22 protein-coding genes and 1 pseudogene are annotated in these 25,598 nt (G+C 47.7%); all 23 read right to left on the bottom strand.

The genetic code is table 11. The features are described 5' to 3' along the window. Positions 1 to 17 precede the first annotated feature (17 nt). The 23 genes and pseudogenes from rnc to gmk all read right to left on the bottom strand — a co-directional run bounded on the left by rnc (position 18) and on the right by gmk (position 25,579). Positions 18 to 713 (bottom strand): ribonuclease III, encoded by a 696-nt coding sequence (gene rnc, locus BVJ53_RS02270; RefSeq protein ID WP_010488038.1) that lies wholly within the window; start codon positions 711 to 713, stop codon positions 18 to 20. Positions 714 to 804: 91 nt separating this feature from the next. Beyond that, complete coding sequence (locus BVJ53_RS02275) at positions 805 to 2,598, bottom strand: oligopeptide ABC transporter substrate-binding protein (RefSeq protein WP_129300969.1); 1,794 nt, start codon at positions 2,596 to 2,598, stop codon at positions 805 to 807. Between the two features lie 203 nt (positions 2,599 to 2,801). After that, positions 2,802 to 3,713 carry an ABC transporter permease gene (locus BVJ53_RS02280; protein ID WP_129300970.1) on the bottom strand — a complete coding sequence of 304 codons (912 nt, stop codon included), beginning with the start codon at positions 3,711 to 3,713 and terminating at the stop codon, positions 2,802 to 2,804. Between the two features lie 16 nt (positions 3,714 to 3,729). Next, the gene (gene opp4B / locus BVJ53_RS02285; protein ID WP_129300971.1) at positions 3,730 to 4,692 is read right to left on the bottom strand and encodes an oligopeptide ABC transporter permease; all 963 of its coding nucleotides are present in this window, start codon (positions 4,690 to 4,692) and stop codon (positions 3,730 to 3,732) included. Next, the gene (locus BVJ53_RS02290) at positions 4,692 to 5,645 is read right to left on the bottom strand and encodes an ABC transporter ATP-binding protein (protein WP_129300972.1); all 954 of its coding nucleotides are present in this window, start codon (positions 5,643 to 5,645) and stop codon (positions 4,692 to 4,694) included. The genes opp4B and BVJ53_RS02290 overlap by 1 nt, the downstream gene beginning before the upstream one ends. Positions 5,646 to 5,647: 2 nt before the next feature. Further along, on the bottom strand, positions 5,648 to 6,670 hold the full coding sequence (locus BVJ53_RS02295; RefSeq protein WP_129300973.1) for an ABC transporter ATP-binding protein: 1,023 nt from the start codon (positions 6,668 to 6,670) through the stop codon (positions 5,648 to 5,650). Between the two features lie 402 nt (positions 6,671 to 7,072). Next, entirely contained in the window at positions 7,073 to 7,315 is a 243-nt protein-coding gene (gene acpP / locus BVJ53_RS02300; RefSeq protein ID WP_129300974.1) for an acyl carrier protein, read from the bottom strand. Between the two features lie 53 nt (positions 7,316 to 7,368). Further along, complete coding sequence (gene plsX, locus BVJ53_RS02305) at positions 7,369 to 8,394, bottom strand: phosphate acyltransferase PlsX (RefSeq protein ID WP_129300975.1); 1,026 nt, start codon at positions 8,392 to 8,394, stop codon at positions 7,369 to 7,371. Between the two features lie 23 nt (positions 8,395 to 8,417). Next, entirely contained in the window at positions 8,418 to 10,457 is a 2,040-nt protein-coding gene (gene recG, locus BVJ53_RS02310; RefSeq protein WP_129300976.1) for an ATP-dependent DNA helicase RecG, read from the bottom strand. A 109-nt stretch (positions 10,458 to 10,566) separates the two neighbouring features. Beyond that, positions 10,567 to 12,243 (bottom strand): DAK2 domain-containing protein, encoded by a 1,677-nt coding sequence (locus BVJ53_RS02315; protein WP_129300977.1) that lies wholly within the window; start codon positions 12,241 to 12,243, stop codon positions 10,567 to 10,569. A gap of 60 nt (positions 12,244 to 12,303) precedes the next feature. Further along, positions 12,304 to 12,666 (bottom strand): Asp23/Gls24 family envelope stress response protein, encoded by a 363-nt coding sequence (locus BVJ53_RS02320; RefSeq protein ID WP_010488017.1) that lies wholly within the window; start codon positions 12,664 to 12,666, stop codon positions 12,304 to 12,306. Positions 12,667 to 12,888: 222 nt separating this feature from the next. After that, positions 12,889 to 13,074: a 50S ribosomal protein L28 gene (gene rpmB / locus BVJ53_RS02325; RefSeq protein WP_010488015.1), complete on the bottom strand. Its 186-nt coding sequence runs from the start codon at positions 13,072 to 13,074 to the stop codon at positions 12,889 to 12,891. Positions 13,075 to 13,229: 155 nt separating this feature from the next. After that, entirely contained in the window at positions 13,230 to 13,898 is a 669-nt protein-coding gene (locus BVJ53_RS02330; protein ID WP_129300978.1) for a thiamine diphosphokinase, read from the bottom strand. Then, positions 13,895 to 14,545, bottom strand: a complete 651-nt coding sequence (rpe, locus tag BVJ53_RS02335; RefSeq protein ID WP_129300979.1) for a ribulose-phosphate 3-epimerase — start codon at positions 14,543 to 14,545, stop codon at positions 13,895 to 13,897. Before rpe ends, BVJ53_RS02330 begins: the two co-directional genes overlap by 4 nt. 284 nt (positions 14,546 to 14,829) lie before the next feature. Beyond that, positions 14,830 to 15,734, bottom strand: a pseudogene (gene rsgA, locus BVJ53_RS02345) (ribosome small subunit-dependent GTPase A). Further along, entirely contained in the window at positions 15,731 to 17,719 is a 1,989-nt protein-coding gene (gene pknB / locus BVJ53_RS02350; protein WP_129300980.1) for a Stk1 family PASTA domain-containing Ser/Thr kinase, read from the bottom strand. Before pknB ends, rsgA begins: the two are co-directional and overlap by 4 nt. Continuing rightward, positions 17,716 to 18,459, bottom strand: a complete 744-nt coding sequence (locus BVJ53_RS02355) for a Stp1/IreP family PP2C-type Ser/Thr phosphatase (protein WP_129300981.1) — start codon at positions 18,457 to 18,459, stop codon at positions 17,716 to 17,718. Before BVJ53_RS02355 ends, pknB begins: the two co-directional genes overlap by 4 nt. Before the next feature lie 9 nt (positions 18,460 to 18,468). After that, a complete protein-coding gene (gene rsmB / locus BVJ53_RS02360) occupies positions 18,469 to 19,809 on the bottom strand; it encodes a 16S rRNA (cytosine(967)-C(5))-methyltransferase RsmB (protein ID WP_129300982.1) in 1,341 nt (446 codons plus the stop codon). Then, entirely contained in the window at positions 19,796 to 20,752 is a 957-nt protein-coding gene (fmt, locus tag BVJ53_RS02365; protein ID WP_129300983.1) for a methionyl-tRNA formyltransferase, read from the bottom strand. Before fmt ends, rsmB begins: the two co-directional genes overlap by 14 nt. Positions 20,753 to 20,803: 51 nt before the next feature. Further along, on the bottom strand, positions 20,804 to 23,221 hold the full coding sequence (gene priA, locus BVJ53_RS02370) for a primosomal protein N' (protein WP_129300984.1): 2,418 nt from the start codon (positions 23,219 to 23,221) through the stop codon (positions 20,804 to 20,806). Between the two features lie 4 nt (positions 23,222 to 23,225). Further along, a complete protein-coding gene (coaBC, locus tag BVJ53_RS02375; protein WP_129300985.1) occupies positions 23,226 to 24,425 on the bottom strand; it encodes a bifunctional phosphopantothenoylcysteine decarboxylase/phosphopantothenate--cysteine ligase CoaBC in 1,200 nt (399 codons plus the stop codon). Positions 24,426 to 24,643: 218 nt separating this feature from the next. Next, the gene (gene rpoZ / locus BVJ53_RS02380) at positions 24,644 to 24,892 is read right to left on the bottom strand and encodes a DNA-directed RNA polymerase subunit omega (protein WP_129300986.1); all 249 of its coding nucleotides are present in this window, start codon (positions 24,890 to 24,892) and stop codon (positions 24,644 to 24,646) included. Positions 24,893 to 24,952: 60 nt separating this feature from the next. Continuing rightward, positions 24,953 to 25,579 (bottom strand): guanylate kinase, encoded by a 627-nt coding sequence (gene gmk / locus BVJ53_RS02385; RefSeq protein WP_025012432.1) that lies wholly within the window; start codon positions 25,577 to 25,579, stop codon positions 24,953 to 24,955. Between the last annotated feature and the right edge of the window lie 19 nt (positions 25,580 to 25,598).

Here is a 25,598-nt window from a genome sequence, read left to right on the forward strand (position 1 = left end):
TGACCCCATTCTAGTTCTTACTTTTTCAAGCGGGCTAGAGCTGCCTTGGCTGCAGCTTGCTCAGCCGCTTTTTTATTCTTACCGAACCCTGTCCCTAATACTCGGCCCTCAACTTCCACGTCAACGTGAAATTGCCGTTCATGGGCAGGACCTTTTTCGTCCAGGAGGTGATACACAATAGCCACATCGCCATTTTGCTGCAAGGTTTCCTGCAACGCGGTTTTATGATCCTGGTTAGCCGAGAACTCACCAGCATCAATCTTAGGAAAAATAATCTGTTCAGCAAATTTGATATTGGCTTTGCGGCCTTGATCCAAGTATAAGGCGCCGTTAAACGCTTCAAACAGGTCTTCAAGCAACGTTAACCGCTTGCGCGCACCTGCTTTTTCTTCGCCTTTTCCCAACTTGATATAGCGATCAAAATGCGCCTCTTTTGAAAATGCAGAAAAGGCTGCTGTCTGAACCGCCGCAGCACGGATACGGGTCAAATCACCTTCCGGTTTATCCGGAAACTTACGATACAGGTAGTCGGAAACGGTCAGTTCAAGCACCGCGTCACCAAGAAATTCAAGTCGCTCGTTATCTTTTAACCCTAATTCTTTGTGTTCGTTAACATACGAGGAATGCGTGAAGGCTTCATCCAATAGACTGAGATCGTGAAATTCAATCCCATAACGCTGACGCAATTCACTCACAAACTCTGAGGCAACCATGAAGAGCCCTCCTTTTTATCACCTTCTAATTATACAAGAGCGCACCAAAAAAGACACCTGCGATTGCAGATGCCTTTTAGAGTTGCTTTGACTAGTTCTTCGCTGTGCTGTTGCTGGTAACAGCAAGTTTGGCCCAGTTCAAGTAATTAGCTGATGCATAATCAACGCTTGCGTTCTTAACGCGTTTGTTAACCGGGAAGATTTCTTCACGATAAAGTGTTGGAATCGCAAAGGCTTCATCGTTGGCATATTTCTGCCATGCAATTAATGCCTTAGCACGGTATGCCGGATCCATGGCCTTCTGACCATCAATATTGTTCAGCAACTCAGTATTCTTTTTAGAGACGAACCTTGTATAGTTAAACGGTGCCTTCTGTGAGAACAAATCCATTGGTGAAGGATCAGATGAAAGACTCCAAGCAGCCGCATAAACATCGACATTTTTATCATCATTTTGAATCTTATCATAGAAGGAGTTGAATTCGATTGGGCGACCCGTTGTTAACTTAACGCGCAAACCAATCTTCTTCCATTGCTGAATGTAATCCTGTGCCAACGGTTGTGCCGTCGAACCACCAGCCATTGTTGCGAAGTGGATGGTTAGCTTCTTACCGTTAGGATCGGTTCGATAACCATCTTTGCCCTTCTTATAGCCGGCTTTATCAAGTAAACTGTTGGCTTTCTTGATATTCAAGTCATAACCATTGATATTGGCATGTACATCTTTACCAAAGACAGGCGGAATCAAAGTTGTCGCGCGCGTCCGCGTACCGTTGTAGAACTTAGCCGCCACTTCATCATTGTTCAGTGCATAACCCATTGCCTGACGAAGACTCTTATTCGCCATCTTCGCTTTTGGATTATAGACGTTTTCATTCTTGCTATTATCCCACTTGCCTAATTTGAAGCCGAGGTAATTATAGGCCAGCGATTGATGTCCAAGATTCTTATACCCGGAAATATTCTTCCATTCGTTATAAGAATCTGCAGGCATGCCGTAAACCACATCATACTTATGGTTCTTTAATGCAGAAGTAATAGAAGCAGACGAAACATTTTCAAAGGTAATTTTATCTAGCTTTGGTGCACCCCTCCAGTAATACTTGTTTGGAGTATATTGAACACTTTGCCCAGCAACAACCTTGCTAATCTTGTAAGGGCCAAAGAATAGCGGCTGTTTACGAACCTTATCGCTGGACTCTAACTTATTGAAGGCAATGTCGTGTAGATAGTGATACGGTGCTGCATTTTCAAGGAAATAACCATTTCCTGAAGTGTTAAACGAAGGCTTCATTTGTTTGAAGTGAATAACCATCGTATTACCATTATCACCTTTGGGCATCGTCAAGCCGGAAATGGAATCTGCTTTGCCATCATGATACTCGGTCAAACCTTCAATATTTTGAAGCGACTCAGTATACCGCTGACTCTTGGTACCTTTGTTAGCCATGATTTCATAAGCATAAACCAAATCACGAGCAACAACTGGTTGGCCATCTGACCACTTAACGTTTGGCTTAATGGTGATAGTGATTGTCTTGGCATTATTATCCTGCTTCAAAGTTGCGGCACCATTGTTATTGAATTTGAACTTACTATTATAAGCAAATAGAGATTCAGAGGCAGGACCCATGTAATCATAATCGTACTGATCAGTGTAGAGTTCTTCGTTGAAGACCCCCTTAAATGGTGAATCATCAACCACCGCAACATTGACATTGCCGCCTTTAACTGCCTTTGCAGTGTTGTTATAAGAGACTGGGAACTTCACCGCCTTATTAGCTGTGCTTGAGCTGGAGTTCGAACTCTTACTGCCACAAGCTACCAAGGTAATCGACAGAGCGGTAGCGAGCGTGATCATTCCGAGCACAGAACGCTTTTTCATACTTTTTCCCCCTTCCGCGCCGTCATCGCAATATGTAAGCGAAGCAACGCTTCATGTGAATTAAATGATAGCATAATTAGAATGAAAAGGCCAATGGTTAGCCACAATTTTTTCTTTTTTTCTTCAAAAATAAAGAAAATAAAGAGCCCCCTCGATTAACATTGGGCGTTTCTTTATAAATTTTCAGAAAACTAAACAGATCATCAGGCGCGACGCTGCCGTGAATCAGCCGCACGTCGCAGCGCCTGACCGACAAAATTAATTGAGAGAGACAGCGTCAGCAGAACCAACACGGCCGGGAACCAGACCCACCAGCGATTAAAGATCAAATCAGGATTCGATGCATAACCGATCAAGGTCCCTAAACTTGGTGTTTGCATCGGCAATCCAAAGCCTAAGAAAGATAGAGCAGTTTCGATTCCGATAGAACTGGCGATCGTCAGTGTCAAGTCGGTGATAATCAACGAACTAATATTAGGCAAAACACCAGTAAACATAATTTTAAAATCAGATGTTCCTGACGTTTTTGATGCCATAACATATTCACTTCGCGCTTCAGACAGCACCAAGGATCGCATCAGTCGTGTTGTCGTCATCCAGTAGAAGGCTGACATGATGAGGATAATGCTAATAACGTTATACTGCGGGACGATTGTAACTAACACAATGATAACCAGTAACGATGGAATAATCATCCAAAAGTCAACCAATCGCATAATCACGGCATCAATCCAACCGCCGAAATAACCAGAAATTGTTCCAAGAACAACCCCGACAAACTCGATAATCAATGCGACGGAAATCCCAATGGTAATCGAGTTGCGGGCAGCGAAGAACAGATATTTGAACATATCGCGCCCGCCTTCATCAGTGCCGAGAATATATCCATTGACGCCAGGTGCTGTATAACGATCCATAATGTTAACTTGCGTAGCACCGCCAACGTTAAACACCATGGAACCGATAAACGAAGCGAGGATAATGACGATTGCCAAGATTAGTGAGACGACTGCCACTTTATCTTTACGAAATTCATTCACGATCACCTTGAAGTTAGAAGGCGATTGTTCAATTTTTGTGGTGTTAGCCGCCACTTCATTTGCATTGTTTTGCATAAACTTTCCCCACCTTCTATTCGATCCGGATCCGCGGATCCACAATACTCATGATGATGTCTGACAGCAAGTTGCCAAGCAGCGTCAGGAAGCCGAACAAAAGCACTAGCGAGATAACTACCGGATAATCGCGGCTAGTCATCGAGGAAACAAAAAGTTGCCCCATTCCCGGGTAACTGAAGACCGTTTCTAATATTACCGAGCCACCGAGCAGGCTGGTAATCTGATTGCCCATGAACGCCGCAATCGGCAATAAGGAATTACGCAGAATATGTTTATTGAAAATGACGCGATCCGGCACCCCTTTAGAACGAGCGGTTCGAACAAAATCCTGGTTGGTATTATCAATGACCCCTGTACGTAGATACTGAATCGTACTTGGCGTCGTGATAATGCCCGCCACTAACGCCGGCAAGATCATATGATAAATCCGATCCCAGACGTAACCCAGTGTTCCCGGATTATACGTTGACGACACGCTCCCCCCAGTTGGAAACCACTGCAAGAAGAAACCAAAGAAAATGAGCGCTAACAAGTAGAAAACAAAAGGTGGAACAGCCATTAAGATGAACGATGTAACCGAAATTGCAGAATCTCGCTTGCTACCTTCATAACGACCGGCAATCACACCAGCTGGAATAGCGATAACGTAAAGAATTACGGTGGACATCAACGCCAACCAAAATGTATTCACAGCCCGTTCACCGATCAGTCCGGTAACTGACCGTTTATATACGAAACTCTGACCCAAATCTCCGTGGAGCATGTTGCCAACCCAACTGGCATACTGAATATACCACGGGTTATTTAAACCATACTGCTGACGCAAGGCCGCCATCTGCGCAGCGCTCTGCCCTTGTTGAAAACTACCGGATAACGGATCCCCCGGCATCATTTTCGCGAGGATAAAAACCAGAACGCTCAACAAAAACAGTTGCGGGATCATGATTAAGATCCGGCGTAGAATTGTTTTCCACATTAATCATGCACTCCCTTCATTGTTGAATCTGGCAGCGCAACGGAATGGGTATCGGAAATCTTCTGGAGATTCAAAACGCGGCCTTCCTTGGAATAATATTTTGATTCTTCTTCTTTAAAGATGCGTTCAACTTCGCGCCGATGTTCTTTGTTCTTTTCGCGATCATCCGGATTGACATCAGGAATTGCCGACAAAAGACGTTTCGTGTAAATATGCTGCGGGTGATTATAAATATCTTCGCGAGTTCCGATTTCAACGAATCGTCCCCGGTGCATGATCGCCATCTTTTTACACATATGTTTCACAACACCTAAGTCATGTGAGATGAACAAGTACGAAATGTTGTATTCTTCCTGAATGCGTTTCATAAAGTTCAACACTTGTGCTTGAACGGACAGATCCAGAGCCGATACAGGTTCATCGGCAACAATGAGCTTAGGATTCGTCGCCATGGCTCGGGCAACCCCGATCCGCTGACGCTGACCACCGGAAAATTCGTGCGGATACTTGTACAAGGCATCACTCGGCATCCCAACAATATCCAGCAGTTCCTGAACGCGATGCCGCTCCTCGTCTTTGGTCAAGTTTTGAAAATTACGAATCGGTTCTGCAATGATATCTTCAATTCGCTTACGGGGATTCAAGCTGGACAGTGAATCCTGAAAGATCATCTGCACATCCTTGTTATATTGCATGTGCTTGCGAACGCTACGTTTGGTGATGTCCTGACCCTTGTACATGATCGAACCAGACGTCACCGGTTCAAGTCCGACAATTGCCTTGCCTGTCGTTGACTTACCGGAGCCGGATTCGCCAATCAGTCCATATGTTTCCCCTTGTTCAATGTCAAAATCGATCCCATCAACTGCCAGCACATGATCTGTCACGCGGTTAAAGAAGCCAGAACGAATGGGATAATGGATCTTTAGATTTCTTACTTCAATCATTGCCATAATTACTCACCTTTTTCAGCCGCTTGGTCGTCATCCGGAAAATAGAAGTCTTTGTAGCACGTGCATTGAACAAAATGATCAGGTGCGACTTCATGCATGGTCGGATGCTCTTCGTGAGCAGATGCCGGAATCCATGGAATTCGTGGAGCAAATCGGCAGCCTTTCATCTGCATATTTTTCAATGACGGTACCACGCCTTGAATAACGTGTAACTCGTCATCATCAGACTCGGCTTGCGGCATTGAGCGCAACAGACTACGCGTATACGGGTGGGTCGGATGTTTGAAGACATCCATCACCGTGCCGCTTTCGACAATCTGCCCTGCATACATCACCGCCACGCGATCAGCGGTTTCGGCAACAACGCCAAGGTCATGGGTAATTAAAATAATGCCTGAATGCATTTCTCGCTGAATGTCTTCCAAGAGATCCAGAATTTGTGCCTGAATCGTAACATCCAAAGCGGTAGTTGGTTCATCAGCAATGATAATTGGTGGTTTGCAGGCAATCGCAATGGCAATCACAATCCGCTGCCGCATCCCGCCAGATAGTTCATGCGGATAAGAACGCGCTGTTCGTTTAGGATTAGGAATGCCAACTTGACTCAGCAGTTCCAATACCCGTTTATCGCGTTCTTCCTTGTTCATCTTGGTATGGTAAACCAGTGTCTCTTCAATTTGCTCGCCAATCCGCATTAACGGATTCAACGCAGCTAAAGGGTCTTGGAAAATCATGCCAATATCCTTACCGCGAATCCGATCAAACAGGGTTTCATTTAACCCGACCAGATTCAGGTTGTTATACAAAATATCACCAGTCACTTTTGTATTACGCATATCATGAAGCCCGATAATACTGGTGGCCAAAGTACTTTTGCCGGAGCCTGATTCACCTACAATCGCCAGAATCTCATCTTTTCGTAACGTGATGCTGACATCATCGACAGCATCATAAAAAGCATCTCCAAGTCTGAATCCGGTGTGCAGATGTTGCACATCTAGCAGCAAATCTTCAGGTTTATCCAAACGAACTCCTCCTCGTTGCGTTCCTGACGCAAGATTAAAACAAGATGAGATTTTTGAAATAATTGTCTCTAAGTATAAAGAAATTATAGTAGTTATGCAAGCCAAAATTGCGTCCCAACGCGATTAAAACGTGAAATTTGCGGTTGAATTCATCTTCGCTTCACGCACAAGGCGGGGGACTTTAAGGAAAAAACATCATCCTCAACATGATGTTGCAAACTGATCATATCAGAAAATCCGGCTACTTTGAAGAAAACGTCCTTTCTTTGGATGTGACTGATGAGAACAAAAAAATTAGCAAATCTCCGGATTTCATGAATTGACTTAGGCCATCTGAAGACTATGTCGCCTGCTTTAAATAGCAAAATAAAAAGCCGCCATCACTGGCAGCTCGCAAAGTCATTATTTTTGATGTGTTTTGATATAATCAACCGCATCTTGAACCGTTTGGATCTTTTCTGCATCGTCGTCTGGAATTTCTGCGCCGAATGCATCTTCGAGTTCCAAAACAAATTCGACAATATCAATCGAATCTGCATCAAGGTCTTGCTTGAAATTCAAGCTTGGACTGATTTTGTCAGGGCTTAATTGAAAATGATCCTGAATCAAGCCTGCGATCTTTTGATAAATTTCGTCTTCACTCATGCCGCTCCTCCATTCATTTGCCAATTTAGTTTACTTGTTTCCGACGCGCTTGTCTACGCTTTGTCGGTGGTCTTCGCTTCGGCAACTTCAGGGTGAGCGTCAAAATAATCCACCACTTTGGCTACCGTGCCATTCTTAACCATTTTGGCTGTCTGCAACAAGGTGTAATAAACCGTGTCAGCATCAGCCGCGCCGTGAGCCTTGACCAACGGGGCTTTAAGTCCAAGCAAGACGGCGCCGCCATAAGAAGAGATGTCGAAGGTCTGCGCCATTGACTTAAGGTTGTTTTTCAAAAACAGACCACCTAATTTTCCAGAAATCCCACCATCATAAATGGCACCCTTTAACATGTGCATGACAGTACGAACAGTGCCTTCAATTGCTTTCAACGTTGCGTTACCAGTAAAGCCGTCGGTGACGACGACATCGGCAGGTCCATTGAGAATATCACTGGACTCGACGTTGCCCACGAAGTTAATTCCGGGGGCCGCAGCCAAAAGATCGTGCGCTTCTTGGTGCAACTTGTCACCTTTGTTTGCTTCTGTGCCGTTGTTTAGCAAACCCACGCGTGGATTGTTGACGCCGCGGACATCTTTGGCGTAGTAACTTCCCATGATCGCGTATTGCAACAAGTGATACGGACGGTTTTCCGCATTGGCGCCGACATCCAACATCACAAAGCCTTTGCCGTCAACAGTCGGGAACGTTGGCAACAAGCCCGGCCGTTCAATAGCGTGTATCCGGCCGATAATGAATAAACCTGCTGCTAACAGTGCACCGGTAGAACCGAGCGAAACCATTGCGGCCGCTTCACCCTGTTTGACTGCCTGAGCCGCCAACACCATGGAAGCTTGCTTCTTGCGCCGAATTGCCCGAACCGGTTCATCGTCACTGTTGATCTTTTCGGCTGTATGCACAATCGTCAGCCGATCCTGGTTATGAATCAAAGGTTTGATTTTGGCTTCATCCCCATAAAGGATAAATTCCAAATCGGCGTCATGGTCGCGCGCCTTTTCCGTTCCGGCAATCACAACTTCCGGCGCATGGTCACCGCCCATTGCATCAATTGCAATTTTCATAAAATCTTTCTTTCCTTTCGCATTTAATCCAAACTGCCGGTCATCTGCCGACTAGCTGCCAAATAAGCGGCTAGCGGTTGATGTTCAGGGTCCAGCAAGTGCGGATCAGTTTTAAAAATCCGGGCCACAATCTGTTGAGCAGCTTCCAGCGTTGGAAAATCCCCGACAGGATCAGCCACTTTAAATTCCGGCAGCCCTGACTGCTTATCTCCAAAAATATCACCCGAACCGCGCATTTCCAAATCTTTTTGGGCTAATAAAAAGCCGTCATTGGTTTTGGTCATGATTTGCATGCGCGCAATCCCTTGCTCATTTTTAGGGTCAGCAATCAACAAACACTGCGCTGCCTTGCTGCCACGACCCACCCTGCCACGAAGTTGATGAAGTTGCGATAGGCCAAAACGATCGGCATCGAAAATGGCCATCACCGTCGCATTGGGTACATCCACCCCAACTTCAACCACCGTCGTTGACACCAGCACCGCAATGTCACCCTGGCTAAACGACCGCATGATCTGGTCTTTTTCGTCCGACTTCATTTTGCCGTGCAACAACGCAACCTGTCCAAGATTGCCAACCGCTTTTTGCATATCTGCAAAAAGCTGCTCGGCATTTTGCAGGTCAATTTTTTCCGATTCCGCAATCAGCGGGGTAATGGCAAAAACCTGACTTCCTGCCTGCACCTGGCTGCGGATCAGCCGGTATACCTGACCGACTTGGTTCTTGCGCAGCCAGGTGGTCGTGATCGGCTTACGTCCGGCCGGCAATTCATCAATGGTGGAAACGTCCATTTCCCCATAAGCCGTAATCGCCAGGGTTCTAGGAATTGGCGTTGCCGTCATGGACAATAAATCGGGTTTCTGGCCTTTTTCCTGAAGCACTTTACGCTGATTGACACCAAAACGATGCTGCTCATCGATCACTACCAACCCCAAGGCTTTAAAATCAACGCCTTTTTGAATCAACGCATGGGTGCCGATGATCAGATTAACCGTGCCCATTCGGAGATCGGCCAGCAATTCGCGTCGCCTTTTCGCGGTTGTCGACCCTGTTAAAAGCCCCAGCTTAACCGGAAAATCGGCGAAAAGTTTCTGCAACTTGGCAAAATGCTGCTCCGCCAACACTTCAGTCGGCACCATCAAAGCAGCCTGATAGCCGGCCGTGACTGCCGCATACAGAACAATGGCTGCGACAATCGTTTTCCCGCTGCCTACATCGCCTTGCAACAGCCGATTCATATGATTGGGCCGACGCATATCGGCACAGATTTCATTCACTACCCGTTTTTGCGCGTTGGTCAATGAAAACGGCAGTGTTGCAATCAATGCGCGCAACGCCTGATTGTCATACGGAATGGCAAGACCGTTGCTGCTATTGGTATTAAGCTGTTTAAGTGCTTGAATTTGCAGTTGAAACAGGAAAAATTCGCGAAAAACACCGGTTCGGCGCGCCGCCTTGGCTTCCTGCGGTGTGTCGGGAAAATGCATGCCATGTACCAGCTGTTCATCCGTCATTAACCGATAATGCTCACGAATGCTAGCAGGAATCAGGTCATGGATATGCTGATGATCACGCGCCCACGCCGCTTTAATCAGGTCAAGCAACGTACCCATCCGGATGTTTTTATTCACGGTATAAATCGCTGCCATGGATGGCTGATCCTGTGACTGGGTGGCCAGAATTTTCATACCGGTCAGACTGCGGCGCTGGGCATCCCACTTGCCAAAAATTGCTGCTTCGTCACCCATCTGAAAACGATCTTTTAACCACGGCTGATTGAAGAAAGTGACCAGAATGACGCTGCGTTCGACCTGTAGCTTGACATTCACCCGGCTGCGGTGCGGACCAAAACGGCTAATGACAGGATCAGCCACCACGACGCCTTTGATTGTCAGCTTTTCTTGATCGGCTGCTTCCGCAAGGTCTTTAACTTTAAGGTCATCATAACGATACGGAAAATAAAAAAGGACATCGCCGACCGTATGAATGCCTAAACTGGCCAAGCCTTCTTCACGCTTAGGACCGACTCCAGGCAAAACGCTAACTGGGTCCGTGAGCGCCATCATCATCCCTCCTTTCGCAATAAGCCGGCAAACGATAAAACAGGCTTACCTGTTCATGTCGCAAAAAAGTGCCCCGCATGCGGGACACCTTGGCAATAAAGCAACTTGTTTACTCGACTGAGACAAGATAAGGATAAACCGGCTGATCGCCTTGGTGAATTTCAAATTCCAGATCCGGGTGCGCTTTGCCGACCGCGTCTGCAATTTTCTTAGCTTCGTCTTGATTGGCATCAGCACCCACAATGATCGTGACGATTTCACTGTCATCGTTGATCATCTTGTTAACCATTGCAATAGCCGCTTGCTGCCGATCCTGATCAGTAACGCTAATCGTACCGTCGATAATCCCCATCCAATCGTGATTCTTGATAGAAAGGCCATTAATGGTGGTATCACGAATCGCTTGCGTAATCGAACCGCTAATCACATTCGGCAATTGTGCGGTCATTTCACTTTGGTTGGTAGCCAAATCGGCGTCTGGGTTGTACCCAAGCATAGCCGTCATGCCTTGATTGATGGTCTTACTTTTCACAACGGCTACTTCCACGTCACTCGCCGCCTTGGCAGCAGCTTCTGCCGCCATGAAAATATTGCCGTTATTTGGTAAGACGATCACATGCTTAGCGTGAGCAGTCTTCACAGCGTCTAGAATGTCATTGGTACTTGGATTCATGGTTTGCCCGCCATTTAACACGTATGTCACGCCCAGACTCTTGAATAACTCGCCAAGTCCCTGACCGGCAGCGATAGCAACAACACCCATTTCCGCGAGTGGTAGGTCACTGGCATGAGCATCTAGCGAACCTTCTCGTTCAATAATGCTTTCCTGTTGCAAGCGCATATTATCGACTTTGATTTTCAAAAGTTCCCCGAATTGCTGGCCGTAACGAAAAACCATGCCAGGATGTTCAGTGTGAACATGAACTTTTACCACTTCTTCATCAGCAACCACCAATGTCGAGTCACCAAGGGTATTTAAATAATTACGAAACGGTTCGTAATCAAAGTGCTTAAAATGATCGCCGGTCTCAAGTTCAACCATCATTTCGGTACAATAACCATAAACGATGTCGGCCGGATCCAGTTGAGTTTGGGCACTTTGGTGGTGGACAGCGTTGATCATTTCAGTCATTTCTTCGTCCGTGACATCATGAACATCCGAACTAACTTCCCCGGATAAACCTTCACGAAATCCTTCGTAGATGAAGACCAAACCTTGACCGCCAGAATCGACCACCCCGACTTCTTTCAAAACCGCCAACAGATCCGGCGTCTTGGCTAATGCCCGCTTAGCACCCTTAACAACGGCCGTCATAACGACCAAAGCGTCATCTGAGCCATTAGCAGCCTTTAAGCCAGCCTTGGCTGCTTCGCGAGCAACAGTTAGGATAGTGCCTTCAACCGGCTTCATCACCGCTTTATAAGCCGTCTCGACACCATGAGCAAACGCGTCAGCCAAATCCTGAGCGGTCAGACTCTCTTTACCTTCCACGCTTTTGGCAAAACCACGGAAAAGCTGGGAACTGATGACCCCCGAGTTACCCCGGGCGCCCATCAGCAACCCCTTGCCTAAGTGTTTGGCGAGATCGCCAACCTTAGCATCATTGGATTCCAACACTGCTTTGGCACCGGTTTGGAACGTCAGATTCATATTGGTTCCGGTATCGCCATCAGGCACCGGAAAAACATTTAATGAATTCACAAAATCAGCATTTTTATTGATGCGATGTGCGGCTACCCGGATCATGTCCTGGAATTTAGTCGCCGTTATCTCGGTTACTGCCACGAAACATCCTCCTCGAAGAACTTTAATATCGTCACACCGTCAGATGACAGTGTCTTAATGTCAGTCGCCTAATACCTTGACGCCCTGGACGATGACGGTCACTTCGTCAGTTGTGACCCCCAACATCGTTTCGAGGTTGTATTTTACTTTGTCTTGGACATTTCGGCAAACTTCGGATATTTTGGTGCCATAACTGACAATGATATTGACTTCAATCTTGACGCCATTATCAGTCTGGCGTACCACAACACCGCGCGCATAATTTTCACGCTTCAAAATGTCATTGAGATTATCCCGAATCTGGTTGCGGCTTGCCATCCCGACAATGCCGTAAATCGATGTTGCGGCACCGCCAACTACTGTCGCAATGACATTGTTGGAAATGTCGATAATCCCATACTTGGTTTTGATTTTGACCGCCATGCTGAATCCTCCTAGCCATTCACGATGATCTTCCACACCGCGTACAATTCTAACAGTTAGTGTAGCATAGGCAAGAAAGCATTAAAAGCGCCCGCGTTTGTATGAATGCTTGCCTAGGTTCTCTTTTTGCGGTTGTTTCAGCTCCCTGCTGGATAAGCAAAAAGATCCTGACAATGAAGGGTGCATCACATTCATTGTCAGGATCTTTTTGTATTTATGGGATCAAACCCGGGTCAGTTTACCTGATTTAAGGGCACGTGCAGAAACCCATACCCGCTTTGGTTTACCATCAACAAGGATACGAACCTTGTGCAGGTTGGCTTTCCATGTGCGCCGGCTTGAATTCAAAGCGTGTGAACGCTTGTTGCCAAACGTGGTATGACGACCTGTAATAACATCTTTAGCCACAATATGACCTCCTTTTTCTCAAGGTCACCCTCGAATTTTTCACTCAACTAACTTATCATAGGCCCGCGGCAAATGCAAGAAGTTTTGCAAAGTAAAATTACTTGACAGCCATGATTTAGCCGCTTAATTCTGACCCATTGCTCGTCAATTGCTGGCTAATTGTCAGCTTTTTGACCAACGCGATCACGACTGTAAATGATCGCTACTTGACCTGTCGTCCATCTGACCGTAAATGAATTGTTTCCGATGAATTCGTTTGATGCCCACGCATACGGATATGCGGCGCTCCAAGACTTTAGCGGATACTTGGCTCCAATAATGGCCAAATCTGTTACCGGCGTTAAATTGATAACAGCCACGTAACGATAACCCGATAACGGCTGAATTTCATGTGTTCCCGGACCGTAATAATCCACGTGATTTTGCTCATCTAGAAGATGGATCCGCTCAATGTCAACAAGAAAACGTGGCTGAAGCGGCAAAAACAAGTTGGACAAAAGATGATCAAGTCGGCCGCCGGTTGCCCCGACCAGCGTCACTTTGTCCGCAGAAAAATCCGTTAAGGCCACCTTCATCGCCAGTTCAGTATCCGTATCGTCCTTTGCCGAAGGAACCTGTTCAATTTCTTGAACCCGGTCATGAACCAATTGAAATTCTTCCGACGTCAACGAGTCAAAATCGCCAACTGCCAGCACGGGTTGAATGCCTGCCTTGACCAATCGCAAGGCGCCACGATCAACCCCGATCCATTTACCGGTTAATTGTTGCCAATCACCCGAAAGATTATCCTGTGGCCCGCCAGCCATGATATTGACGTCTGTCATTTGACCGCCTCACGCAAAGCCGTAATCGCATCACCGACATTTGACGCGCCGAACACATAGGAACCCGCCACAAAGATGTCGGTGCCGGCCGCTGCTGCCGCCTTCACTGTTTGGTCGTTAATCCCGCCATCGACTTCGATCGCAAAATGCAAATCCCGTTCCTGCCTAAGTTGATACAATCGGGCAACTTTGTCTACCATTGGCGTCAAAAACTTCTGACCACCGAATCCAGGATTGACCGTCATCACCAAAACCTGGTCAACAAGGGGCAGCACTTCATCCAAACTGCTCAATGACGTACCGGGGTTCACAACCACCCCGGCACGAACCCCGGCAGCGCGAATATGTTGCAAGACGCCATAAAGATGGCTGGTTGCTTCTTCGTGTACCAAAATCGTATCGGCACCGGCCTCGGCAAACTCCGGCGCCCAGACGCCCGGATCACTCACCATAAGATGCACTTCCAACGGCAGATTGGTCACCGGACGCAATGCCTGAACAACCAACGGACCAAACGTCAGATTACCGACAAAATGGCCATCCATGACATCCACATGCAACAAATCCGCTCCCGCTTGTTCGACTTTTTCAACATCGCGAGCTAGATAAGCAAAATCAGCACTTAAAATTGATGGGGCAATTTTCATATAGATTCCTCCGTGAGCACGAGCCAGCGCGGGTAGAAGCCGGAGTGTAAGTGGCCTTGGGCGTGTGCGACCAAGATCCTTACATGCAGGCTTCTGCGCTGGCGAGCGCGTTAATGTGAGCGTGAGCTGGCACGGTTAGAAATCGGAGTGTAAGCGGCCTTGGGCGTGATGGCCCGGGCTTAGGTCATTGCGACCAAGGTCCTTACACGCAGATTTCTGTGCCAGTGAACGCGTTAATATAAGCGTGAGCTGGCACGGTTAAAAACCAGTCCACACATGATCGATTACTTTTTCTTATAAACTGGCCGCTTGCCGCTTAATTCTTCGCGAAACTGCAAGTAATTTTTATACCTGCTTGCCATAATTTTGCCCGCAGCCAAAGCAGCTTTGACCGCACAGTGCGGCTCGCTGACGTGTTGACACCCGCGGAACTTACAGTTAGGTGCCAAGGCAACGAACTCAGGAAAGCGATCGCGCAAGTCAGCCAGCGTGACATCAAGCAAACCCAGCGACGAAAAGCCCGGCGTATCAGCTACCAAACCACCGTGAATCGGATATAAATCCGTTGTCCGCGTCGTATGCCGGCCGCGATTCAGCGCACGGCTGATAGAAGCTGTCGCCAAATCCAGTCCCGGTACCAAGTGGTTGATTAAAGTCGATTTTCCCGACCCTGTTTGCCCGGTAAAAATCGTTAGTTTATCCGCAAAGCTTGCCTGAACCTGCTTTAAAACCGTTGAATTAAAAACGTGTTCAGGTGCAAAAACAGGGTAGCCGATTACTCGGTAGCCTGTCAATGAAGCTCGAATCTTTTCAAGCAACTTGGCAGAAGCGAGGTCGGTTTTGGTTAAATAAATTTCAGCGTGGATGGCGTGTCCTTCAAGATAAACCAGAAAGCGATCCAACAAGTTTAAAGAGAAGTCCGGCTCAACCGCAGAAGTAATTAATAACGCTTGATCCACATTGGCAACCGGTGGACGTACCAAGGCATTATGCCGCGGGAGGATCCGCAAAAGATAGCTTCATCATCCCCGCGACCCGGTTGAAAAGCAGCAAAGTCGCCGACCAATGGCGTAATATTGTCATTGCGCAAACTGCCACGGCCGCGGGTACGATAAATCTTTTCGCCAACCGCGATATCATAGTACCCACTGATTTGTTTAATAATTCTTCCTGTTAATTCATCACTCATTGGGTAATATTGTCCTCCTGCGCAATCACCGTGCCATCTCGCACAATGCGGTAGCTACCTGGATACTTCTTGCTGACCTGCAGCGTAATCGTGACTTGGTCATCGGCCGTAATGTTGAATGTCTTGTTGATGGTATTAATGTTGTGCGTCTTGTCACCAATAAAAACCTGAATGCCATTTGGCGTCACGCCGCTGCTACTTGCACTTGCACTAGTACTGCTAGAAGCAGACGGTGCTTGATAAGGAATCGAGATAGTCCTCGAAACGGTTTTGACCTCATTAGGATCTGGGCCTTGAGAAATCGTCACGTTCACCGTAGCGCCGGACTGAACCTGCGTGCCCGCAGCCGGATTCTGACTGATCACCATACCGGTATCGACAGAATCGGAATAACTTTGGCTGATAACAATTTTTACGCCGACTTCATTGGCATAGTCGCGTAAGCTTTTCTCCGTATATCCGGTCAGATCACGTAAGGCAAATGTTGTGTTTTCCTTATTGACTTTGACCGGCTCGGCAACGCCAAATGTAATGGTTGTTTTGCTGGCAATAACTTTTGTTCCGGCTTTAATACTTTGGCTTAAAATCTTGCCGGCACTCGCTTCATTTGTTTTAATCTGTTTTTCTTTTACCGTCACGCCGCGTTTTTGCAAATCAGCCTTCACATCACTGTAATCCTGGCCAATATAATCATCCAGTCTAAAACGCGGTTGCCCACGACTTACAATCAAGTTGACACTTGATAACTCTTTGACGCTGACTTGCCTTTTCGGGTCGGAATCAATCACCAACCCCTTATCTATCTTGGTTGAATAAGCATAACGATACTTGCCAATCTTTAACCGTGCACTCTTGAGCGCCGTCTTGGCTTGTGCAGTCGTCATACCGCGTAAATCAGGTACGTTGACATCCGATTTCTGATTAGCAATCACCACGCCCATGCCAATTAAAAGTAAAAGCACCACAAAAGCGCCAATAGCCATCATCACCCATCGACGGCGCTTCTTTTTGGGGCGATTCTCCGAAACAGGTTGCTTGGCTGGTTCATCTGCGTGGCCATTATGGTTGTTCGGCGATGTCGGACCATTGGGAACGATCGGCACAATCCGGGTCTCATCCAGATCGTCCTTAGGTATCACATACTTGGCTTCATGGGCTCGAGTAGGACTCAAGGCAGTTTTCAAATCGCTTGCCATGGCCTCCGCACTGGTATACCGATTTGCTGGATTCTTGGCAGTTGCCTTGAAGACAACATTTTCAAGAGCTTGCGGAATATGGGGATCAAACGCCCGAACGGAAGGAACCTCTTCTTGAAAATGCTTCAACGCAATCGAGACCGCTGAATCACCTTCAAACGGAACCGAACCTGTCAGCATTTCAAAGAGAATGATCCCGAGCGCATAAATGTCGCTTTGCCGTGTCGGCATACTCCCCCGAGCCTGCTCCGGAGATAGATAATGAACCGATCCCAACAGCGAATTGGTCATCGTCATGGAATTTTCCGATAACGCGACAGCAATCCCGAAATCAGTAATTTTGGCATGTCCGTTTGCATCAATCAAAATATTCTGCGGTTTTAAATCGCGGTGAATAATATTGTGGTCATGGGCCGTTTGAACTGCCGAGAGAATTTCTTCCATCATATCGACGACGCGCTGATAAGGAATCGGAAAATGCTCAACGATATAATGCTTTAAATCAGAGCCTTTAACATATTCCATGACCAGAAACTGCTGTCCATGGCTTTCGCCGACATCGTAAATCGACACGATATTAGGATGCACCAGCTCGCTGGTCGCCATAGCTTCACGTTGGAATCGCCGAACCGTGTCAGGATCGTTTTGTAAATCAAGCCGCAAAACCTTGACCGCAACGTCGCGATCGAGAATGAGATCGTGCGCCAAATAGACGTTGGCCATGCCGCCTTCGCCTAATGTTTTGATGAGCTTATAGCGTTCATTTAAAATCATTCCCGGCTCGATCATGACGGCTCCCTCCGATCCTGATGAATGATCAAGGCGCTAATATTATCCGGTCCACCCGCAGCATTCGCTTGAAGAATCAACTCCTGGGCCTTGCTCCCAATCGGCATATCTTCGCGCAAAACCGTTGCAATGCTTTCATTGTCTACCATGTTAGTTAGTCCATCTGAACATAGCAGAAGATAATCATCATACTCCATGTCATAAATCGTTACATCTGCATCAACATCACTGCTGACTCCTAAAGAACGGGTGATCACATTACGCTGCGGAAAACGTTTGGCTTCTTCAGGGGTCAATTCGCCATGTTTGACCAGCTCATTGACCAGGCTATGATCTTCAGTAATCTGAATCAGGTGACCGTTACGATAAAGGTACCCGCGCGAGTCGCCGATATTGGCCACAACAAATCGTGTACCGCTGATGATGACCGCCACCACCGTTGTCCCCATACCGGAAAGATCAGTGTACTGTTTAGCCTTTTGTAAAATCATGTCATTTTCTTGTTGCAACTCAAAAATAAGCCAACGCACGATTGACTCGATTTCAGCTGTATCGGTCTTTTCAAAAGCATAACCGAGATGCGATACTGCCATTTCACTGGCAACATCACCACCGCGGTGGCCACCCATCCCATCAGCTACTAGGGCAAGCGTTGCTTCGGATTGGTTCTTGAAAATGCCAACATAATCTTGATTATTTGGTCGCCGCCGACCGATGTCAGTGCGATAAGCAAACTCCATACAAACCCCTCATTTACGGCGAATCATACTGGCAATGAAAAAGCCGTCGGTATCATAATCGTCTGGAAATAGTTGTAGTGCCGGTGCCCCATGAGTCTTGGTTAATGGCTTGAGCGTCAAAACCGGTACCTGTTCAAATTCGGGATGAGCTGCCAAAAAATGCGCGACAACATCCTGATTCTCCTCTTTAACCATTGTACATGTACTATACGTCAGGCGACCACCGATTTTTAATGTCGGCGCTACGCTGTTAAGAATCGCCAGCTGAATCTGTTGTAAATGCAGCGGATCATCTGCCTGCTTGGTGTACTTGATTTCCGGTTTTCGGCGAATCAGTCCCAAGCCGGAGCATGGAGCATCAACTAAAATCTTGTCAAACGATTCTGGGGCAAAAGTTGTATCGGTCTGACGTGCATCCAACATCTGTGCAGAAACTCGATCGGCTAATCCCAAACGATTGGCATTTTGTTTTATTAGCCGAATTTTGTTGGCATGGAGGTCCAATGCCGTGACGCGGCCACCCTGATCAGAATCAAGATACTGGGCAATGTGGGTCGTTTTGCCACCGGGAGCTGCACACGCATCCAACACAGCATCCCCTGGCTGAATATCCAGACTCGGCGCCACCAACATCGAGCTTTCATCCTGCATGGTGTAATCGCCTGCAGCAAACTCAGGCGTGCCTGCTAAATGTCCACCAGGAGCAATTAGACCGATCGGTGTCAGTGAGCTTTCCCGCAACTCGGGGAACTTCGGCTTTAAGGTTTTCAGTAACGCATCTGGTGTTGTTTTGGTGGTATTGACGCGAATTGATGCATGCGCAGGTTGGTTAATTGCCGCCAGTATACTGGCAGTTTTAGTGACACCCAACTGTTCCCGCAGCTTTTTGACAAGCCAAATTGGCGTGCTACTAGTGATAGCAAGTCGTTCGATCGGATCGCGAATGGATTCAGGCTCCGGGAAACCTGTACGCTGCGCCTCGCGCAACACACCGGTCACAAACTTAGCGATACCTTGATGCCCCAACTGTTTGGCAATTTCAGTGCTATCATAAAACACTGCGCGCGCTGGCAGCTTATCTAAATACTGTAACTGATAAACCGCAGTTTGCAGCAAACACCGAATCCAGGGATCCAGCTGACGTTTTTTGACGAACGGTTTCAGTAGATAGTCCAAGGTCAATTGATGCTGAATCACACCATAAACGATGTTGGTCAGTAAGCCAGCGTCCCGACTGTCAAGCCGATACTTAGTGATGGCGTGATCAAGCGTCAGATTGGAATAACCGCCTTTGCCCACAACGCGGGTCAACGTCTGAACTGCCAGTAATCGCGGATTATTTGGCTTCATCGGTGATCACCTGCTGTCCAACTGTGAAATCACGGCCAGGACCGTTCAAATAGTCAGCAATATGTTGCTTGCCTTTACCGGCCGGTTGCAATTCGTCAATTTGAAAGGTGGTTTGATCTCCCGCAGCCAGCACCAATTGATGCTTATTACGGTCCACGATACTGCCGGCAGGTAAATCCGTTTTTTTAGACAGCGGCGTCACTGCCCACAGTTTCGTGCGCTGGCCATTCAAATCAACATAGCCCCCGATATCAGGCCGAAGCGCACGCACCCACTGATCCAAGGCTGGTGCTGACAAGTGAATATTAAGATGTTCCTGCTCTTTGGTAATCGTGGGCGCAAACGTCACTTTTTCAGGATCCTGTGGGATGCGAGTTGCTGTGTTGTCAACAATCTTCGGCAGTGTCGCCAACAGCAAATCGCGGCCTAACAATGACAGCTTGGCAAAAACGGTGCCGGTATCATCTTGGCGGGTTAGTGGTAACTTAGCTTGGGCAAACATGTCCCCGGCGTCCATTTTCTTCACCATTTCAATAATCGTCACGCCGGTTTCGGCATCGCCATTGATAATGCTGTATTGGATCGGCGCACCGCCGCGATATTTTGGTAGCAGGGATCCGTGAACATTGACTGCCGCGATATGTGCTGCCTGCAAAAACTTGGTCGGCAAGAACTGCCCATAAGCTGCCGTTACAATTAAATCAGGCGCTAAAGCAATGGCCTTGGCTAATTCGGGGCTGCCACTAAGTTTTTCCGGCTGTAATACGGGGATGCCATGGGCGACGGCAGCCTGCTTGACCGGACTGGCAGCCACCTTCTGCTTGCGGCCGACTTTCCGATCTGGCTGCGTCATGACCGCCACGACATCATAGTTGCGGTCGATCAGACCTTCTAGAATGGGCACAGCAAAATCGGGTGTGCCTAAGAAAATTACTGAAGTCATATTTTCCTCCAAATCTTAAGTTCGTTAATACTAGCGAATCGGTTGTTGTTTTTAAACAAATGACAGTGGTTCGGGATCAATCGTCACTTGAAAGCCCTGTCGACTGCTTTGTTGAGTTTCTTCAAGAATGTGTTGCAATGTTTTAGCCAACGCGGGTTCATGTTTGTATTTTAGAACGATCTGATAAATATAGCGATTCTTCAAGCGGGCAATCGGTCCAGGTGTCGGGCCAAGCATCATCACCTGATCGGAAAGCCGGTCGCGTAGCTCCTTTGCCAACGAAAAAATAGCTTTAGCTGCTTGGGTTTCATCGACGTGACTGACACCGATTTTAGTTGAAAAGAAATATGGCGGATAGTTGCCTTGATGGCGAACCGCCATTTCCTGCCGAAAAAAGCCTTCGTAATCCTGACGCTTGGCATATTGAATGGCGTAATGATCCGGATTAAAGGTCTGAACAAATACTTCACCGGGCTTGTCGGCACGCCCAGCACGGCCGCTAACCTGCGTCAACAACTGAAAAGTCTTTTCACTTGCCCGAAAATCCGGCAAACCTAGTGCCGTGTCGGCATTAATCACACCAACCAGTGTCACGTCAGGAAAATCCAGTCCTTTAGCAATCATTTGGGTCCCTAACAAAATATCTGCCTGGTGGGCCCCAAAAGCATTCAAGATCCGCGCATGACCACCTTTGCGCCGCGTGGTATCGACATCCATACGCAAAATCCGTGCATCTGGCAGCAACTTTTGCAGTTGCGCTTCAACTTTTTGCGTACCAGTGCCGAAGTAACGGATTTTATCCGAACCGCATTGCGGGCAGCGGCGTGGAATGGCTTCTTCGTGGCCACAATAATGACACTTCAACGTGTACGTGTCCATGTGCAACGTGAGGCTGATGTCACAGTTAGGGCACTTTGCAACATAACCGCAATCCCGACACATAACAAAACTTGAATAACCACGGCGATTCAGCAATAAAACACTTTGCTCATGACGCTGAAGCCGCAACTTCAAAGCGTCTAACAACGGAGCGGAAAAGTCCTCCTGCGCACCCTTGGCAAAGCCTTCGCGCATATCCACAATGTGAACCGGTGGCAACGGTTGATCATTGATTCGGTGTGGTAAGCGCAAAAGCGTATAGACATCTTTTTCTGCTCGAGCGCGTGATTCCAGTGAAGGCGTCGCGGAGCCTAAAACCACAGGCGCATGATGAATCTGTGCCCGCTTTAACAAGACATCACGTGCATGGTAACGCGGCGATGAGTCTTGCTTATAGCTGGTTTCATGTTCCTCATCCATAATGAAGACGCCAATATGCTTTAGCGGTGCAAAGGCGGCGGAACGGGCGCCAACGACCACCTGGGCTTCACCGCGGGCAATGCGCCGCCATTCATCGTATTTTTCACCGTCTGACAGGCCTGAGTGCATGACCGCCACACGCATGCCAAACCGTCCTTTGACCCGATCCACCATTTGCGGGGTAAGGGCAATTTCCGGAACCAGCATCAAGGCTGTCTGCCCAGCTGCTAACACTTGAGCAATTACCTGAAGATAGACTTCAGTTTTGCCGGAACCAGTTACGCCTTCCAACAAGAACGTCTTAGGTTCATTAGCTTTAACAGCCGCGTTAATGGTTTTGACCACTGCCTGCTGCTCGTCTGTAAGCGGCAGTGGGTGCGTCAACGGTTGATGCTGGAGTTGCGGATATGGATCTCGGTAGGTTTCATGCGCTTCCAGTTTCAGCCAGCCTTTTTCCACTGCCTGATTAATAACTGCTTTTGTCAGATGATGGCGATGCTCCACTTCCGTTAACAGGGGTCGCTGATGTTCCGCCGACCATGTTTTCATGAAGGAAAGTAGTTCAAGCTGTTTGACGGCGTTTTTGCGTACCTGCCTTCTTTGCTCCTCAGCCTGCTCAGGCGATAATTGCGGTATAAGATAAAAGACTTTTTTGACGCGCGCACGATCTTTTTTAATGTATGAAATCGCCACTTTGCCGGCTTGTGCCAACTTCATCAGTGCAATCTGCTGTTCGTCAGTCAGTGTATTCATGGCGACGCTGTCCGCTTGACCGAAATACCGCGTGTGCTCATCAGCAGACAGCGCAAGCGGCTCAGCCACCTTGACAGCATCGATTTTTAACATGGTCGGCAACATGGTTTGCATGCAAGCAATCCAAAACGAATAGGTGGTTTTCGCCAACCATTTGGACAGCGCCAACATTTCCTGGTTAAGTACTGGAGCTGGATCGAGTACGTCTAAGAGTGGCTTAAGCTCGCCATCATATTGACTCTGATTGACAATAGCCACAACCATGCCACTAACCTTGCGATCCCCTTTTCCAAATTGCACCCAAACACGCATGCCTACTTGAAGTGCACCATCCAAACGTGGTGGCACTAGGTAATCAAACGGCCGATCAGTTTGCATGGTCGGAACATCCACAATCACTTTGGCAATCGTTGCCAAGCGCTCACCCCTTTTGTTTCGGTAACATCGTTGCTAGCTGTTTAACCAATGCGGCAGCCACCTGATGCTTAGGCATCTCCGGTAGCGTGACTGGCGGCTGGTTTGGCCGCAATAGAGTAACAGCATCCGTATCGGCGTTGAACCCGTGCGTTGCATCAACAGCATTGGCGACGATCATATCTGCTTTTTTCTTCGTTAGCTTTGCTTGGGCATTGGCCAACACGTCGTTGGTTTCGGCGGCAAACCCAATCACCACCTGATGGGTTTTCTTTTGGCCTAACATCGCCAGAATATCCGGATTCTGAACCAAGGTCAACGTTAAGCCGCTATTAGCATCAGCCTTTTTCAATTTATGGTCACTGATCATCGGTGCCCGGTAATCCGCCACCGCCGCCGCCATCACCACGGCATCGGCCTCCGCAAACTCATTCAAAATGGTATCCGCCATTGATTGAGCGCTCGTCACCTGTTTAACTGTCACGCCGGGAATAACCGGCAACTGCTTCGTCGTAACCAGCTTGACGGTAGCACCGGCACCAGCAGCTGCATTGGCAATAGCGGTGCCCATTTTACCAGACGAATCATTGGTTAAAAATCGTACCGGATCCAACCGTTCCTTGGTGCCCCCAGCTGATACGATAATATGCCGGTCTTTTAGTCGCGGTTCATCCAAGTTTTCGATATAGAGGGCAATCTGATTTGGCTCTGGCATTCGTCCAACACCGACATAGCCTTCCGCTAACTGGCCAGTTGCCGGTGGGAGTAAAAGATACCCTTGCTGCTCGGTTAGCTTTGTTATGTTGTATTGCGTTTGTGGATTTTGCCACATTTGATCATTCATAGCCGGGACCATGAGTTTGGGAGCGGCCATTGCCAATAAAGTCGTCGTCACCACGTTATCGGCCATGCCTGCCGCCAGTTTTGCCAAGGTATTGGCCGTAGCTGGCACAATAACGCCTAAGTCGGCCCAGTGAGCCAAAGCTACGTGAGCGACATGTTCGGGATGATCAAATTCACCTCCATCCGTTAAAACGGCGTGCTTACTAACAATTGCAAGTGTTTCCGGCGTGACAAACTTTTCAGCGCTTGTTGTCATCGCAACGCGTACGTCATGGCCCGCTTTGACCAAAGCCCGGACCAGTAACGGCGTTTTGTAAGCAGCAATACCGCCAGTGACAAACAAGGCTATCTGTTGCTTCTTCATGAGGCACCTCTTTTGCTTCCGTATTCTTAGATTCATTATAGCAAACAGCTAGCGGAATGCCGGCATGCTTGCAAGAACCCAAAGTCTGGATGACAATCGTTGAAGATCAGCGCAGAATAACGCGCTCGCACTCAAAAAAGAGGCAGTGGACTTTTTGCAATGTCCCTGCCTCCCTTTCCTATTAGCACAAACCCAAATGGATGACCAGCATGTATAGTTTATGCTTGCTCCTTACGATCCAGCTTTTCAGCATCGCGTTCGAGTAACTTGGACTTTGGATCGATGACCACATCACCAGCTGCAATTTCTTCAAGCGCTTTGCCGACACTCTTATCAGACTTGTAGTCAGACAACATTTTCAAATCGCCGGATTCGAGTTCATGAGCACGTTTTGCTGCCAACACAGCTAGTGAATACCGTGATGGCACCTTTTCTAATAACTTGTCAATAGAAGGATAAATAATCATAAGACGAAACTCCTTTTTGTCATAATAGCCGCTTTGCCATCGCAAGCAGTCAGCCTGTCATTATCTGGCTAAGTCGGCACTTGCCAACATGCCTTTGTACCGATCAATCACGCGTGGCACTCGTAAATGTTCGCTTTCAATAATGCGTTCAATCCGCTTCACAGCCAAATCAACCTTGTCATTGACCACAGCATAATCGTAGTTCTCCATCATCGTGATTTCCGAAGCTGCCTTGCGAATGCGTTTATCAATCGTTTCATCGTCATCGGTACCACGGCCTTTTAGCCGATGGCGCAACTCACCTAAATCTGGCGGCGTCAGGAAAATAAAAACGCCGTTGGGACATTTCTTGCGCACTTGCATGGCACCATTGACTTCGATTTCAAGTAACACATCACGCCCGGAATCAAGCGTCTCATTTACATATTTCAGCGGCGTACCATAATAGTTGTCGACGTACTTCGCATATTCAAGCATACCACCTGTCGCAATTTCGTGCTCAAACTGCGCCTTGGTTCTGAAATAATAATCAACCCCGTCAACCTCACCGGGCCGCATTTGGCGTGTGGTCATTGAAATTGAATATTGAAAATCCCGATAATTGCCATTCAACATGGCCTGACGAACCGTTCCTTTGCCGACACCACTCGGGCCGGACAAAACAATCAGCATCCCCCGTTCGTGCATGTGTGAACCTCTTTCGTTA

The organism is Lacticaseibacillus chiayiensis (assembly GCF_004123795.1).
GTDB classification, from domain to species: domain Bacteria; phylum Bacillota; class Bacilli; order Lactobacillales; family Lactobacillaceae; genus Lacticaseibacillus; species Lacticaseibacillus chiayiensis.